Annotated in this window: 12 protein-coding genes; 10 read left to right on the forward strand and 2 right to left on the reverse strand. The window is 59.0% G+C overall.

Annotated elements, in window-relative coordinates:
* Window positions 1–66 precede the first annotated feature (66 nt).
* Window positions 67–1290, forward strand: a complete 1224-nt coding sequence (locus AC6H1L_RS18825) for a Glu/Leu/Phe/Val family dehydrogenase (RefSeq protein WP_497601569.1) — start codon at window positions 67–69, stop codon at window positions 1288–1290.
* A 235-nt stretch (window positions 1291–1525) separates the two neighbouring features.
* On the opposite strand, the gene AC6H1L_RS18830 is transcribed toward AC6H1L_RS18825, so the two are convergent.
* Window positions 1526–2113, reverse strand: coding sequence for a hypothetical protein (locus AC6H1L_RS18830; protein ID WP_497598997.1), 588 nt, complete (start codon window positions 2111–2113; stop codon window positions 1526–1528).
* Between the two features lie 790 nt (window positions 2114–2903).
* Between AC6H1L_RS18830 and dxs the strand changes: the two genes are divergently transcribed.
* A complete protein-coding gene (gene dxs, locus AC6H1L_RS18835; RefSeq protein ID WP_497598998.1) occupies window positions 2904–4871 on the forward strand; it encodes a 1-deoxy-D-xylulose-5-phosphate synthase in 1968 nt (655 codons plus the stop codon).
* A gap of 204 nt (window positions 4872–5075) precedes the next feature.
* On the opposite strand, the gene AC6H1L_RS18840 is transcribed toward dxs, so the two are convergent.
* A complete protein-coding gene (locus tag AC6H1L_RS18840) occupies window positions 5076–5807 on the reverse strand; it encodes a response regulator (RefSeq protein WP_497598999.1) in 732 nt (243 codons plus the stop codon).
* Window positions 5808–6342: 535 nt separating this feature from the next.
* Between AC6H1L_RS18840 and rpsB the strand changes: the two genes are divergently transcribed.
* The 8 genes from rpsB (at window position 6343) to AC6H1L_RS18880 (ending at window position 15109) form a co-directional block, all read left to right on the forward strand.
* Window positions 6343–7209 (forward strand): 30S ribosomal protein S2, encoded by an 867-nt coding sequence (rpsB, locus tag AC6H1L_RS18845; protein WP_497601570.1) that lies wholly within the window; start codon window positions 6343–6345, stop codon window positions 7207–7209.
* A gap of 877 nt (window positions 7210–8086) precedes the next feature.
* A complete protein-coding gene (gene tsf / locus AC6H1L_RS18850; protein ID WP_497599000.1) occupies window positions 8087–8683 on the forward strand; it encodes an elongation factor Ts in 597 nt (198 codons plus the stop codon).
* Between the two features lie 262 nt (window positions 8684–8945).
* Window positions 8946–9731 carry a UMP kinase gene (pyrH, locus tag AC6H1L_RS18855; protein ID WP_497599001.1) on the forward strand — a complete coding sequence of 262 codons (786 nt, stop codon included), beginning with the start codon at window positions 8946–8948 and terminating at the stop codon, window positions 9729–9731.
* A gap of 153 nt (window positions 9732–9884) precedes the next feature.
* Window positions 9885–10442 carry a ribosome recycling factor gene (frr, locus tag AC6H1L_RS18860; protein WP_297167906.1) on the forward strand — a complete coding sequence of 186 codons (558 nt, stop codon included), beginning with the start codon at window positions 9885–9887 and terminating at the stop codon, window positions 10440–10442.
* 182 nt (window positions 10443–10624) lie between these two features.
* Entirely contained in the window at window positions 10625–11302 is a 678-nt protein-coding gene (uppS, locus tag AC6H1L_RS18865; RefSeq protein WP_497601571.1) for a polyprenyl diphosphate synthase, read from the forward strand.
* Between the two features lie 17 nt (window positions 11303–11319).
* Window positions 11320–12216 carry a phosphatidate cytidylyltransferase gene (locus tag AC6H1L_RS18870; RefSeq protein WP_497599002.1) on the forward strand — a complete coding sequence of 299 codons (897 nt, stop codon included), beginning with the start codon at window positions 11320–11322 and terminating at the stop codon, window positions 12214–12216.
* A 367-nt stretch (window positions 12217–12583) separates the two neighbouring features.
* Window positions 12584–13819 carry a 1-deoxy-D-xylulose-5-phosphate reductoisomerase gene (gene dxr / locus AC6H1L_RS18875; RefSeq protein ID WP_497601572.1) on the forward strand — a complete coding sequence of 412 codons (1236 nt, stop codon included), beginning with the start codon at window positions 12584–12586 and terminating at the stop codon, window positions 13817–13819.
* Between the two features lie 45 nt (window positions 13820–13864).
* The gene (locus AC6H1L_RS18880) at window positions 13865–15109 is read left to right on the forward strand and encodes a M50 family metallopeptidase (protein ID WP_497599003.1); all 1245 of its coding nucleotides are present in this window, start codon (window positions 13865–13867) and stop codon (window positions 15107–15109) included.
* Window positions 15110–15163: the final 54 nt, after the last annotated feature.

Here is a 15163-nt window from a genome sequence, read left to right on the forward strand (position 1 = left end):
AGCAAAAACGTGGACCTGCACAACGACGTGAAGTCCTCTCGCGAGACCCGTGTTAATCCCTATGAAATGGCTGTTCAGCAGTTTGAGGAGGCTGCCGATCGGCTGAATCTCTCGGAGGACATGCGAGAGATTCTACGCAAGCCCAAGCGTGAGCTGACAGTCAACTTTCCTGTACGCCTGGATGATGGCCGCATCAAAACCTTTACCGGCTATCGCGTACAGCACAACGTGAATCGCGGGCCTGCCAAAGGCGGCATTCGCTACAGTCCCGATGTGACCCTGGACGAGGTCAAGGCACTGGCCATGTGGATGACCTGGAAGTGTGCGGTCGTGGGTATTCCCTATGGGGGAGCTAAGGGCGGGGTCATCTGTGATCCCAAGGCCATGAGCCCGGGCGAGCTAGAGCGCTTGACACGGCGCTACGCAACTGAAATCTCGATCATTATTGGCCCTCACAGCGATATTCCGGCGCCCGATGTCAACACCAATCCTCAGATTATGGCCTGGATTATGGACACCTATTCGATGCATGAGGGCTTTTCTATTCCCGCCGTCGTCACTGGCAAGCCGCTCTCTATTGGGGGCAGCGAAGGGCGCAACGATGCGACAGCGATGGGGGTGCTCTTCGTTACTCGTCAGGCGGCGCGCCGGATCGGAATGCCCCTGCGCGGTGCGCGCGTCAGCATCCAGGGATTCGGTAATGCTGGCTCGATTGCGGCACGCCTCTTCCATCAGGAGGGCTGTAAAATCGTGGCTGTCAGCGATACGCGGGGTGGAATCTATAACGAGGCCGGCTTAGACCCTGCTGCTGTGCTGCGGCACAAGCAAGAGCGAGGGAGCGTAGTGGGCTTCCCGGCGGCTCAACAGATCAGCCCTCATGAGGTGCTGGAAGTTCCCTGCGATATCCTGATCCCGGCGGCGACCGAAGGAGTCATCACCGAGGCCAATGCCGGTCGTATCCAGGCGCGCATCATTGCCGAAGCGGCCAACGGTCCGACAACGCCCCAGGCCGATAAGATTCTTGGGCGCAAGGGTGTGATCGTAATCCCGGATATCCTGGCCAATGCCGGCGGCGTCACGGTCAGCTACTTCGAGTGGGTGCAGGACCTTCAGAGCTTCTTCTGGGGCGTCGAAGAGATCACCCAGAAGCTGGAGATCATCATGAACCGGGCCTTTGCTGCAGTAGTTGAGAAGGCCGAGCAATATCATTGCGATTTGCGGCTGGCCGCTAACATGCTGGCTATCTCGCGCGTGGCTGAGGCTACGCAAATCCGCGGCATCTACCCCTGACGGGAGCGAGCATGAAGCCAAACAAGCTGTCGCCAGCGGGCTGCTGCAGATAAGTGATGCATCAGCAAAAAAGCCAGGAGCCAGAAACCGGCTCCTGGCTTTTCCTCCCTGGAACCAACTGACGCACCAGCGGATCAGCCACACGCAAACTAGAACCAGCTGCTGCCGCCGGCTCTCTCTTTGAGCGTTGTGCTGAACCTGCCTATCAGCCTGATACTAGATAGAGGAGCGCCGTCTAATAACCGCGGCGCGTATCCCGTCGCGGGCGCTTCGAAGCCTTGGTCTGACGACCGGGCTTCAAATGCTTCTTCTTCCCCTTGCCGCCGGGCCAGAGGTCCTCATCTTCCTCCTCATCCTCAAAGAACTCCTCCTCCTCCTCGTCCTCGTAGCCTAGCTCAGGCTCTTCCTCATCCTCCTCGTCAGGCTCGGCTTCAAGAGCCTCCTCTAGCAGCTCCTCATCCTCAGCAGCCTCAACCTCGCTCTCCTCGTCCTCGGTGGGAGAGGCCTCTTCTTCTGGAACGGTAGTAGCCGCTTGAGCTGCGGGCGCAGTCACCTCAGGCTCTGGCGGCTGAGCCTTAGCGGTGACCGCTTCCGCCTGGGGAGTGCGAGACTCCTCACGGTCGCGGCTTTCACTGCTGGACGTATGGCCACCGCGGGCCGACTTTCGAGCTGCCCCTGACTCCTGGGAGTCGCGCTCGCCCGTCTCGCTCTCCTCAGTGGTCTTGGAGCTGCCGATCACCCGGCGTCCGGCGGCGACATCGAGCCAGAACTGCGAATAGTAGTGCGGACGTTCGGTGTCCTTTTCGCTCTCTTTCCTCGTCATTGGACCTGCGGCGCAACGACCCCCATCAGGAATCTGGGGAAAAGCGCCGCCTCCTTTCCCTAAACAGAATCAGAAGATGACGACAAAAGCGCCGTAATGTCCGTTCAGACGGCAAGCCGCCTGGGCACTACTGCCGGTGCCTCTCTCCCCGGACCGGGCGTGCTGCTCGTCTCCCTGGCGACTCTGTCGACATGCTCTTCTGCGGGGCTGCTTCAGCCGTGTTGCTTGTCTGCTTGCTGGCTATTTGGCTGGCTCGGTTTAGCTCGACTCGTTTACTCACAGGCTGAAAGGGGATCTTCCTCATTCCCACGGCACGGACAGAGTTGCGGGAGACGAAACACTGAAGGGATGTAGGAGAGCCGCCTCCACCCCAATGTGATCAGTATACCGGCAGGAAAGGGCAACGTCAAGCGGTCCATTGGGCCACGCCTGCCATCATTCTAGCGCGTAAACGGACCTCCCCTTGCGGGGGAGCGTTGATCTCCTGGAAACGCTCCAACCCACCTGGATGTCCCATATGCTTTTTCCGAAAGGCCATAATAAGAAGAAAGTGGAACCATGTCAAGAGGCTACCGGCTATACCCTGGCAGGCCCTCCAGTCGGCTTGTCGCCGGAAAGCAGTTGACACGACCACGCCTGGCGGCTGGCTGCCGCGCCTCCACCTTTCGCATGAGCCGCAGCCGTTGTCCTGTCAAGGCTTTAGGTGCATGCCTCTGTCGTATCGCGACCTTTCTTTCGCTGTCTCCTCCGCCCTATAATACGGGATAAGCTTTCCTGTGGGAGGACCGCCTTGGCAAGGATACTGGATCGCATTGACAGTCCGGCTCAGCTTCGCTCGCTCAGTATTGCTGAGATGCGTACGCTGGCCGCAGAGATTCGTCAGGAAATTATCGAGACCGTCTCGTCCAGAGGGGGGCATCTTGCTCCTAACCTGGGAGTCGTAGAACTGACTATTGCTTTGCATACTGTGTTCAATACCCCTCACGATCTGCTTGTCTGGGATATTGGTCACCAGGCCTACGTACATAAATTGCTGACCGGGCGTCGCGAGCGCTTCCGCACAATCCGCCAGTTCGGAGGCCTGTCGGGGTATCTCCGCCGCGAGGAGAGTCCCTACGATGTCTTCGGCGCCAGCCATGCCAGTACCTCCATCTCTGCCGCTCTGGGGCTGGCCGTGGCGCGCGATCTCCTGGGCCAGAATTTCAAAGTAGTGGCCGTCATTGGTGACGGGGCCCTGACCGGTGGTATGGCCCTGGAGGCGCTCAATAACGCTGGCAGCTTAAAGAAGAATCTCATTATTATCCTCAACGATAACGAGAAGTCAATCTCAGACAATGTAGGGGCCATCGCCGCCGTCCTCGCCAGGGCGCGGCGCATGCAGACCTCACCTGGCTACCAGCGTCTCAGAGAAATGACCAAAGGCTCTATCGAACGCCTCCCGGTGGTGGGCGATGTTGCTCTAGAGGCTGCTGCCCGCGCTGAGACCAGTTTCAAGCAGTTTGTCCTGCATAGTAAAAGCGGAACCATCTTTGAAGAGCTGGGTTTCAAGTTCTTTGGCCCCTTTGATGGGCATGACCTTCCGTTGCTCATCGATGTCTTGGAAAATATTAAGCGCATCGAAGGGCCGATTGTGGTCCAGGTGGTCACCAAGAAAGGCAAGGGCTGGACCTTTGCTGAAGAGGACGCCACCAAGTGGCATGGACCTGGGGCCTTCGACTACCGCACCGGCGTCATTAAGAAGAATCCTAACGATCCACCGACCTATACAGAGGTCTTTGCCAATACCCTGGTTGAGCTAGCCGAGCGCGACCAATCTATTGTCGGCATTACTGCCGCTATGGCCGAGGGCACAGGCTTGAAGAAGTTGCATCAGCGTTTCCCCGAGCGCTATTTCGACGTCGGCATCGCCGAGCAACATGCTGTGACCTTTGCTGGCGGTCTGGCTGTCGGAGGCCTGCGCCCTGTCGTTGCCATCTATTCCACCTTCATGCAGCGAGCCTTTGACCAGGTTATCCATGACATCTGCATGCAGAACCTGCACGTTGTCTTTGCAATGGATCGCGCCGGAGTCGTCGGAGAGGATGGCCCCACGCAGCATGGCCTCTTTGATATCGCCTTCATGCGCATGATCCCTAACATGCGGGTCATGGCCCCGCGCGACGAAAACGAGCTGCGTCATATGCTCTACACGGCCCTGTACATGGATGGGCCAGTCTGCCTGCGCTATCCGCGTGGCAAGGCGCGCGGTGTGCCGCTAGACAAAGAGCTACGCGCCCTGGAGATTGGCAAAGCCGAGCTGCTCCAACCATCAACTCTTGAAGAGGCCGAGCGCTGTCAGTGCACCTTACTCGCTTATGGTACCACCGTCGAGCTGGCGGAGCAGGCTGCCAAAGAACTAAAGGCGGAGGGAATCAGCGTCGCGGTTGTCAACGCGCGCTGGGCCAAGCCGCTAGATGAGACGCTCATTCTGACTCTGGCACGTACCACGCGCTGCCTGGTTACCATTGAGGACCACATGGTAGCGGGCGGTTTCGGCAGCGCCGTCCTGGAATTGCTTGCCCGCGAAGGATACCATAATGTCCAGGTCAAACTCATTGGCTTCCCAGATCGCCTTGTCGAGCACGGGGCCCCTTCTATTCTCAAAGAACTCTATGGCCTCTCCAGCTCCCATATTAAAGAGGTTGTGCGCGATCTGCTCACCGTTGCCAGCTCCAGCGGGCCCAGCCCAAGCGGGCAGCATAGCCCGGCCTCAGCCTGAGCGCGCCAGCCGGCTCGGCGAAGGCTGGCTGAGAGCAGAGGTAGGCTGACCAGGTCATCTGCTCTCAGCCAGGGCGAGGCGTAACAACCCCGGAGCAAGAGAGCCATCAGCAGACAGATAAGTGGGCGGATGGATGAACAGGCCAGGCGACAGATCTCCGCCCGCGAGAGCGGCCAGGCGCGAGGCGCGCCGCTCACTCAGTGCTCAGCTCCGCGAGCTAAGTAGATAAATAGCCTCGGTACGGCTACGCGCATGTAGCTTTTCAAAAATATTCTGAATGTGCTTATGTACCGTTGATTCTGCTATATTGAGTTCCTGGGCAATTTCCCTATTCTTGCGTCCTTTGCGGATCAAATCGAGGACCTCGATTTCGCGCTCTGTGAGGGGGCGCGAGAGATTTTGCAGGTTAAGCGCCGAGCCGTGGAGCCGCTGCTGAACCTTATAATAGAAAGAGCGACTGGCTGCGCCCTGAGAAAAGTCGGCTGGCGGCACCTCGCGAAGCTTACCACTGAGGGTTAATGTCCGCAGATGGGCCAGCACGCGCGTCGCCAGGGGACCGGGGATCGAAATCTCATTGCGTGCGGCGGAGCGGATAGCTGCCACCAGCGTCTCTGGTTCAATATCCTTCGTTAAGTAGCCAATGGCTCCGCGCTGGATAGCAAGCAGCGCCAGTTGCTCCTGCTGCGAGGCGGTGAGAATGACGACACGTGACTCCGGCGAGCAAGCTAAAACGCGCTCTGTGGCCTCGAAACCGTCACATTCTGGCATGTCCAGGTCCATCAATACAACATCCGGGTGAGTTTGAGCAGCCTGGTTCTCGGCTTCCAGGCCATTACTGGCCTCTGCAACCACCTCCATATCTCCGGCCCGTTCCAGGATCTCACGCACGACACGTCGAACCAACGTATGGTCATCTGCTACGAGAACGCTAATCATAATGTAACCCTTTCTGCCTCCTTTGCAGTCTTAAGTTCTATCAGTATATAAGCAAATATGCACGTGTGCAGGATCGGAGAGCACACATAAGTGAATATGTGTACACATTACACTGTACTATAGCCACCAAGAAGCAGGGGCTAAAAGCGCGATCGGGGGTGTTGGGGAGCAGAGTAGGGGGTGGGGAGAGAGCGAGCCGGGAAATCTTGCTTGCGTCCGTCTGCAACCTATGCTATACTTGCAAGTTAGCAGGAGCGAAGGTTCCTGCGGGTCAAGGCAAGTGTAGTGTTGTCTTGCTTATCAAGTACACACGCTCTCTGATCGGCGTTTCCCTGGTGCCCCGACACCCTCGGTATCTCAATACCCTGAGCAGCCCTGGCACCAACGTGGCGAGGGGAGGGGCGCGAGCGAACGAGCAGGCCAGCCAACCAGGAAGCTGTGCAGCGCGAAGGAGCGAGCAAGGGGAACCCTATCGCCGATAGGAGGAGAGCGGAGGATAAAAGGGAGGATCTGTTTTTTGGCCAACATCATCTCGATGAAACAGCTTCTGGAAGCTGGCGTTCATTTTGGGCACCAGACACGGCGCTGGAATCCCAAAATGAAGCCCTTCATCTTCATGGAGCGCAATGGCATCCACATCATTGACCTTCAGCAAACTGTAGCGCGTCTCAACGAGGCCTACAAGTTTGTGAAGGAACTGGCTGCCAGTGGTGAAACTCTGTTGTTCGTCGGGACGAAAAAGCAGGCCCAGGAGGCGGTTGCGGAGGAAGCCAAGCGCTGTGGTATGTTCTATGTCAACCAGCGCTGGCTAGGCGGGATGCTCACCAATTTCCAGACGATTCAGGGGCGTATCCGCTATCTCCGCGAGCTGGAAGCGCGGCGTGATCGAGGAGAGTTCGAGCGCTTACCCAAGAAAGAAGCGCAGCGCCTGCAAGATGATCTGGTGCGTCTGGAGCGCATTCTTGGTGGCATCAAGGAAATGCGCCGTCTACCTGGGGCGGTCTTCATCATCGATACGCGCAAAGAGCATACTGCTGTGCTGGAGGCTCGCCGCCTGGAGATCCCCATCGTGGCCCTGGCCGATACGAACTGTGATCCCGACGAGATCGACTATCCGATCCCTGCCAATGATGATGCCATTCGCGCTGTTCGCCTCCTCTGCTCAAAGATCGCTGATGCGGTAATTGAAGGACGCCGCGAGCTGGAGGCGCAGCAGAAGGATAGCGAGACACCTGCCGAGGGCGTGGTCGCTGCGGGCGAAGAAGGGGCTGTTCAGACGGAGGCCGGAGAGGCCTCAGCCTCTGGTGCCGGCTCGTCTCAGCGTGAGGCTGCCTCCTCTGCCGCTGAGGCTGAGCATTCGTCGGATGCTTCTGAGCCCGAGCTGGTGGCCAGAGAATCCTAGTGCCATCTCGCTCCCCTATAGCTTGTCCCATCCTGCCGTTTGTCGTCCGTTGCAGTCTCGTTGCACTGTTGCGCTTGCTTACCCTGCACTCCCCGACCGGCTGGTTTCAGCTGGCTGGAGAGAGGCGGCTACCTGCGCTTGCTGAGGAAGAAGCTGAGTGGGCAGGCCTGGGCTGGCGTCCTCTCTCGGTCTAGGCTTTGCCAGCGAGCGCCTGTGAGGCTGGAACGTCGGCACCTACTGCTGTGCCGGAGAGAGATCAGGGCTGCGCCAGCCAATTGCTCTCGGCGAGCCGGAGGGCGGCTCAATGAGTCTACCGATGGAATGGCCAGGCTGCCTACGCTGGGTAGCAAGCGGTCAAAGCAATCAGGCGGATGAGTAGGCAAGGCAGGTAGCCTTGCGGGCTGGATTCATCTACGCTGTTCTTCTCTTCTCTTGTCATCCCGCGTGCCCCCAGCCGGGGTCAACACGGACGGCTTGCGGCCTGTAGCCGGCAGTAGCTGTACGCTGGGCTGCCATGATTGGGCGTTGGACCTGGTGACCACACGTGCGCCAGACCGGAAAGGCAGAAAGGTTGTTTCCGTAAGGAGCTGGCCGGCGTGGATGCCAGGTCCTCTCTATGCCGTCTGGGCTGTGGGCTGGCGGGGGCAAGCTATACGCTTTGGCCTGAAGGAAAGCTGTTAGAGGAGGGCCAGAGTGCGGCGGCGTGAGCTGGGCCTGCTTCGCCTGGCTCGCCGCCAGGCCAGCTACTCGGGGCCTAGAATCCTACTGTATCGCATCTGTCAAGCACTCGGAACCGTCCGCGAGTGACCGAGAGTCATTGTCAGCCAGACTGAAACCTGAGTATGCTATCAAAGTACGCTGAAGGAGAAACACCCTTATGAACTATACTGCTGCCGATGTGAAGAGGTTGCGTGAGGAGACCGGTGCGACCTTTGCCGACTGCAAGAGTGCTCTGGAGGAGGCCCAGTCGTGGGAGGAGGCTATCAAGATCCTCAATGCGAAGACTAATCGCAAGGCGGAGAAGATGATTGCTGCCGGTCGTGAGACCAAGCAGGGAGGCATCTTCTCGTATGTCCATCACAACAACCGCGTAGGAGTCTTGCTGGAGTTGAACTGCAGCACGGACTTTGTCGCGCGCAGCGAAAGCTTTCGCCAGCTGGCCAATGAGCTGGCTCTGCAGATCGCCGGCACCAATCCGCAGTATGTGAATTACGAGGATGTGCCTGCGGAGGTCATTGAGCAGGCGCGCCAGCAGCTCCTTGAGGACCCCTCGATGGCGCGCGTGCCGGAGCATAAGCGCGAAGAAGTGCTTCAGGGCAAGCTTCAGAAACTCTTCAGTGAGCAGGTGTTGATGATGCAGCCCTGGATTCGCGATGAGAGCCAGGTGGTGGGAGACCTGGTACGCAAAGTCATTGCAGAAACTGGGGAGAACATTGTGATTCGTCGCTTCTGTCGCTTTGCTTTGGGCGAGTAGAAAGCGGCACTTCCTAGTCAGTCTTGCGGCGTGCTATGCTATGTGTGGGATTGGAGGCGAGCGAGATGCGCTCTGGACGACCGCCCAGGCGCCCAAGGTGGCATCCGCTCCCGCTCCGGCCTTGTCTGCTGAGGGCCGGCCTGCCTTCCTCTTTCCCTGTCTACCGACGCTGGCCCGGATCTGAAGGGGTCACATGTCGGCGCCCGCGGGGACAGGGCCGAGGCCGCCCCTCGACGAGAAGCGCATGGGAGTAGAAGAGAAGATGGCTGAATCTCAGACGGCTGCATCGTTGCGATATCGGCGTATCCTGCTCAAGCTGGGTGGCGAGGCACTGGGCCCCCGCCATACTGCAGAGGCTGGCGAGCCACGCATTGGAATCGATCCGGTGGCGGTCCGCCGGATCGCGGCAGAGGTCAAGCGCGTTCATGATCTTGGGGTGGAGGTAGCGATGGTCATCGGTGGCGGTAACATTTGGCGTGGGGCAGATGCCGCTGCCGCGGGTATGGATCGCGCGACCGCCGACTATGTCGGTATGCTGGCCACGGTGATGAATTCTCTGGCCATGCAGGATGCGATGGAAAAGCTCGGCCTGGTGACGCGCGTTCAGACGGCGATAGAGATGCCACCTGTGGCAGAGCCTTTTATCCGTCGTCGTGCTGTTCGCCACCTCGAAAAGGGGCGGGTGGTGATCTTGGCGGCGGGTAGTGGCAACCCTTTCTTTACCACCGACACGGCGGCGGCTTTGCGCGCCATCGAGCTGAATGCCCAGGTGCTGCTGAAGGCCACTAAGGTTGACGGCGTCTACGATGATGATCCCATGCGCAATGCGAACGCTCGTAAGTTCGAAGAGTTAAGCTATATGCGCGCGCTCAATATGGGCCTCAAGGTGATGGATAGTACGGCGATCTCGCTGTGCAAGGATAACCACCTGCCGATCGTGGTCTTTAACTTCGATCAGCCTGGGACGCTGGAGGCTATCATGCGTGGCGAGAAGCGTGGGACGCTCGTTCATGACCTTGAGGAGAGCGCTGTCAGTGAGCGCGCCTGAATACCGGCTGGCTGGCTGCAAACCGCAAGCAAGCATACAGGAACGGGCTTGCCGCGCCCGGTCTGCTTGGCGGCTCGCTCGCCAGTCGCTCTGCCCTGGTCTGTCGCTTGCTCAGCACGCGTATCCAAGGTACCTTACGATGGGAGCATTGCTATGGTAGATGATATTTTCGGAGATGCCGAACGCCGGATGCAGAAAGCTGTGGAAGCGCTCCGCCATGATTTGGGGAGCATCCGCACGGGTCGCGCCAGTTCTGCCCTCGTGGAACGGATTCAGGTCGATTACTACGGCGTCCCCACGCCGATTAACCAGCTCGCCTCAATCTCAGCGCCGGAGCCGCGTTTGTTGGTGATCCAGCCCTGGGATCGCAAGCTGCTCCCGGATATTGAGAGAGCGATCCAGAAGTCGGATCTGGGAATCAATCCCAGTAGCGACGGTCAGGTAATTCGCCTGGCGATTCCGCCTCTCAATGAGGAGCGGCGCCGCGAGATGGTCAAACTCCTTCATAAGAAGTTGGATGAGCACAAGGTCGCGGTGCGCAATATCCGTCGCGATGTTCAGGATAAGTTGCGCGACCGTGAGAAGAAGAAGGAGATCTCCGAAGATGAGCTGAAGCGCGGTCAGGAACGCCTGCAGAAGCTGACCGACCGCTACATCGAGGAGATGGATAAGATCGGCAAGCTCAAGGAACACGAGATTTTGGAGGTCTGACGTTGACCAGGATACGTGATCTTTTTCCCTCGTCGACAGGGAAAAAGAGTGAGCAGTCGCAACCAGCGGTAGAGGTGCGCTCTCAGGAGCCGGGGCTGCGGGCGGAAGCTCTGCAGACTCAGGGGCAGGAGCAGGGGCAAACGCAGGGATCGAGCTGTCCGCTGCGTCATCTGGCTATTATTATGGATGGCAATGGTCGCTGGGCTGCTCAGCGCCATTTGCCACGTCTGGCTGGCCATAAAGCAGGCGTGGCTGCGCTCCGGCGCGTGGTAGAGGCCGCAGTGGATGAGCATATTGAGTACTTGAGTGTCTATGCTTTCTCGACCGAAAACTGGGGCCGCCCCAGGGAAGAGGTTGAGGGCCTCATGCGCCTTTTCTGGGAAACCATCCGCTCTGACCTGGAGAAGTTGCATCGTGACGGGGTGCGGCTGCGCCATCTTGGTCGCTTGCAAGATCTCCCCCCTGCTATTCAGCGCGCCGTTCAGGAGTCAGTGGAGCTGACTCGTCATAATAGTCGTATTCATCTGAGTGTCTGCTTTAACTACGGCGGTCGCGCTGAGCTGGTCGATGCCGTGCGGCGGATTATCGCTGATGGGCTGCCGCCCGAGGCGATCACCGAGGAGGTGATTAGTTCCTATCTCTATACGCATGACCTGCCTGACCCTGATCTCGTTGTCCGCACTGCCGGAGAAATGCGCGTCAGTAATTTTTTGATCTGGCAGTCTGCCTATAGCGAATATTATTCAACACCAACGCTCTGGCCCGATTTCGGGCGCGAAGATCTACGCGCGGCCCTGGAGAGCTATCGCCAGCGCCAGCGGCGCTTCGGGCGGCTAGTCGCTTCTCCCAGTGGCCGCTAAGCAGGTGGAAGCATCGCGTGGAGCGCGCAACCGAGAAACAGGTACAATCAGGGAAGAGAGCTGCTGACAGCGGCGGGCAGTGGGCGAATACACTGGTTCTGCGAGTGCTGACCGCCGTTATCGCGATTCCTATTGTCTTGCTCGTGGTCTGGTTGGGTGGCTGGGTGGCTTTTGCGGCGGCGCTCTTTGTGCTGGCCTGGGGCTGCTACGAGTTGCATCAGATGATGTTGCACTCGGGCAGCCGTCCCTTGCTCTGGATGAGTTTCGGGCTGGGGGTGCTGCTGTTGCTGGCGTCTATGTTCCCCCAGTGGCGTCTGCTCTTGCTAGAAATCAGCCTGGGCGTCGCCTTGCTAGTGGCCTTCCCGCTGCTCTTCTGGCGGGAGCGCCTCGATGGTTCGCTGGTCGACTGGGCGCTAACGGTTGTTTTTGCGCTCTATCTTGGCTGGCCGCTCAGCCTCTTGCTCTTGTTGCGCGGCTCGCAGTTCGGCTGGCCTCCTCCTCGTGGTCTCTGGTGGCTGCTCTTGCTCTTTGCGGCTGTCTGGACTTTCGATTCGGCGGCTTTTTTCACTGGCCATTTCCTGGGACGCCATAAGTTGGCGCCTCATATCAGCCCTGGCAAGACCTGGGAGGGGGTCTTTGGGGGCCTGCTCTGTACGCTGATCCTCTGCCTGCTGCTGGCCAGTTGGCTGCTCCAGGTCCCCTGGTATCTGGCTCTGATCCTCGGCCTGGCCCTCTCTCTGGCGGCTACCTTGGGCGACCTGGCTGAGTCGTTGATGAAGCGCCAGGCTCAGGTGAAGGATAGTGGGCAGCTGATGCCCGGTCATGGTGGCTTGCTCGATCGCATCGACAGCTTGCTCTTTGCTGCTGTTGTTGTCTACTTTTTCTCTCAGCTGGTGTTGCTGGTTCCTCGCTAACCGGCTGAGCGCCTGCTGCCAGGCATCGTGCTCTTTCGCTCTCTGCAAAGGCTCCAAAGCCAGTTAGAGAGAGTCTGGCTGGCCAGGCCAGGCATATCTGGGCAGAAGATAGCCTACCAGGGAATGAGGCTGGCGGTTGAGCATGTCGAGCAAGCAGACTAACCCGGTGCACGGCGCTCTGTTGGCTTTGAGGCCCTGTCCTGTCCCGACCCAACCATGAGAACAAGTGCAAAAACGTCTCCTGCTGTATTCGCTCTGCCGTGCTACAATATTCCCTGGGTAGAGCCAGCAAGGGAGCGGCAAAAAAGCAATGGAACGGAATGCTGAGAAAGAACCTGGCCGTTGGGCTACGGGTCCGACAACTGGTATGGAGTGCTTCCCCAGGCGTATCGCCGTGCTGGGAAGCACTGGCTCAATTGGGAGGCAAACATTAGATGTGGTGCGTTGCTTCCCTGAGTACTTTGAGGTAGTAGCCCTGGCTGCCCATAGTAATCTGTCCCTGCTGGCCAAGCAGGTTGAGGAATTTTCTCCTGCCCTCGTAGCCTGTTTCGCGGAAACGCCGGCGATTCGGGAAGAGGCACGGCGCGTAGTGAGCGGGGGCGGGAGGAGTGAGAAGAAGCCTGCGCCCCAACTGGCTTTTGGCCTGAGTGGTTTGCTGGAGGCGGCTACGTTGCCACAGGTGGATCTGGTGGTGGTGGCTACTTCCGGCCTGGTAGCTTTGGAGCCGGTAATGGCGGCCATCCAGGCTGGCAAGGCTATCGCTCTGGCTAATAAGGAGACGCTGGTGATGGCTGGCCATCTGGTGATGGAGGCAGCGCGGCGGGCCGGAGTAGCTATTTTGCCGATCGATAGTGAGCACAGTGCACTGTGGCAGTGCCTGCGGGGCGAAGAGGGGGCCGAAGTGCGTCGCTTGATCCTGACGGCTTCCGGGGGCCCTTTCCGGCAGACTCCCCTCGCGGAATTGCCCTCGGTGACGGTCGCTCAGGCTCTGGCTCACCCAACCTGGCGCATGGGGCCGAAAATCACGGTGGATTCGGCTACCTTGATGAATAAGGGACTGGAGGTCATCGAGGCTCACTGGCTTTTCTCTGTTCCTTATGATCGCATCGAGGTGGTGATTCATCCCGAAAGCATTATCCATTCGATGGTCGAGTTCATCGATGGCTCCATCAAAATGCAGGCGAGCCTGCCCAGTATGCATCTGCCGATCCTCGACGCGCTGAGTTATCCGTTGCGCTTGGACGCAGCAGCGCGCCGTTTGATTCGCCCTCTGGACTGGGTTCAGGTGGCACGGCTGCATTTTGAGCCTCTCGATGTAGCTCGCTTCCCCTGCTATCGCCTGGCCCGTGAGGCGGCTGAACTCGGCGGTACCTATCCCTGTGCGCTGGTGGGGGCCGATGAGGAGGCGGTCGCGCTCTTTCTGGCGGGCCAGATCAGCCTGACTGATATCGCCCGCCTGATCGAGGCGGTGCTAGAACGTCATGCCGTGGTGGCTCAGGCTCAGCCGGATATCCCGGTGATTCTCCAGACGCGCGATTGGGCGCGGCAAATGGCGCAGGAGCAGGCTGCTGCCCTGGGGGTCGTGCGCCAGGCTACCGGTTAGTCTTGCTTGCTTGTTTGCTTGCAAAGCTGTCTGAGGGAAGTGGGAATGAATTACTGGTACTTATTAGCTGCCATACCGGTCTTTGGTCTGCTGGTCTTTGTCCATGAGCTGGGCCATTTTTTGACTGCCAAGTGGGCTGGGATTCGCGTCGAGGAGTTTGGTCTTGGGCTGCCTCCGCGCATCGTGGGTATTCGGCGCCGCCCTGGCGGTGGCTGGGAAGTGATTTGGTTTAATGGTGGCTCTCAGCTTCGCCAGCCGGCTGCCTCGGCTGCCGCCGATGATCTTTGGTCTCCGACCGTTCCCGGCGCTGGAGGGGGCGAACGGGAAGGCTCCCCGGCTGCTGTGGCCCCTCCTTCCTCGACGATCTATTCGCTGAACCTGCTTCCCATCGGCGGCTTTGTGCGTATGCCCGGCGAGAATGGAGAGATGTACGATGAGTATGGACGCTATGACCCGGAGAGCTTCGCTTCAAAGTCTGCTGGTAAGCGTCTCATCGTGCTGGTAGCCGGCGTAACGATGAATTTCCTGCTGGCGATCGTCCTCTTCTCGATTGCTTATAGCGTTGGGGAGCCAGTGATCCCGCCGGTCATTGCGAAGGTGGCGCCAGGATCGCCAGCCGCGGCGGCGGGCTTGCGCCCGGGCGATACCTTCCTTTCGGTTAATGGACAGCCAGTTCAACAGTTCTCGGATGTTCAGAATATCGTGCAGCAGGCCATTGCCCAGGCTCATGGCCGGGCGACCGTGCCGGTGCGCATTGTGATCAGGCATGCTGATGAGCCTCAGCCGGTAGCCTTGACCATCAATGTGCGGGTTAACCCGCCTCCTGGTCAGGGGCCGATGGGAATCGAGCGCGGGAATGAGGTCCGTTATGTGACTTATCCGCTTTGGCAGGCTCCTCTCAAGGGCATCGAGCAGACCTTCTCTGTGACCGGCCAGTTTATCACCAGTATTGTGCAGATGGTGACAGGGGCGATGAAGCCGGAAATCGCTGGTCCGGTGGGAATCGTGCAGATGACGGGCGAGGTGGCCCAAACGGTGCCGACGATTGGCTGGTGGCCTATTCTGACCTTGACAGGTATTCTGAGCCTGAACCTCGCCATCATCAATATCTTGCCGTTCCCTGCTCTTGATGGGGGGCGCGTCCTGTTGATCCTCATCGAGCTGCTACGCGGCGGCAAGCGCCTGCGTCCTGAGCGTGAGGGCCTGATTAATCTGGTGGGCATGGCTATCCTGTTGATGTTGATTGTGGTGGTCACCATCAGCGATGTGGTGAATTGGAGTGCTCGCTGATTGGTTCAGGGGCTGCCGGTCTTCCTGTCCCCCTGCTGGGCTGGCATTGATGAG

The organism is Thermogemmatispora argillosa, from assembly GCF_059696725.1.

Excerpts from the sequence above, each read along its gene's own strand:
- pyrH (WP_497599001.1), top strand. The coding sequence starts at position 8,946 with ATGGCTGAATCTCAGACGGCTGCATCGTTGCGATATCGGCGTATCCTG.
- dxr (WP_497601572.1), top strand. The coding sequence starts at position 12,584 with ATGGAGTGCTTCCCCAGGCGTATCGCCGTGCTGGGAAGCACTGGCTCA.
- uppS (WP_497601571.1), top strand. The coding sequence starts at position 10,625 with ATGGATGGCAATGGTCGCTGGGCTGCTCAGCGCCATTTGCCACGTCTG.
- AC6H1L_RS18825 (WP_497601569.1), top strand. The coding sequence starts at position 67 with ATGGCTGTTCAGCAGTTTGAGGAGGCTGCCGATCGGCTGAATCTCTCG.
- rpsB (WP_497601570.1), top strand. The coding sequence starts at position 6,343 with ATGAAACAGCTTCTGGAAGCTGGCGTTCATTTTGGGCACCAGACACGG.
- AC6H1L_RS18880 (WP_497599003.1), top strand. The coding sequence starts at position 13,865 with ATGAATTACTGGTACTTATTAGCTGCCATACCGGTCTTTGGTCTGCTG.
- frr (WP_297167906.1), top strand. The coding sequence starts at position 9,885 with ATGGTAGATGATATTTTCGGAGATGCCGAACGCCGGATGCAGAAAGCT.
- tsf (WP_497599000.1), top strand. The coding sequence starts at position 8,087 with ATGAACTATACTGCTGCCGATGTGAAGAGGTTGCGTGAGGAGACCGGT.
- AC6H1L_RS18840 (WP_497598999.1), bottom strand. The coding sequence starts at position 5,807 with ATGATTAGCGTTCTCGTAGCAGATGACCATACGTTGGTTCGACGTGTC.
- AC6H1L_RS18830 (WP_497598997.1), bottom strand. The coding sequence starts at position 2,113 with ATGACGAGGAAAGAGAGCGAAAAGGACACCGAACGTCCGCACTACTAT.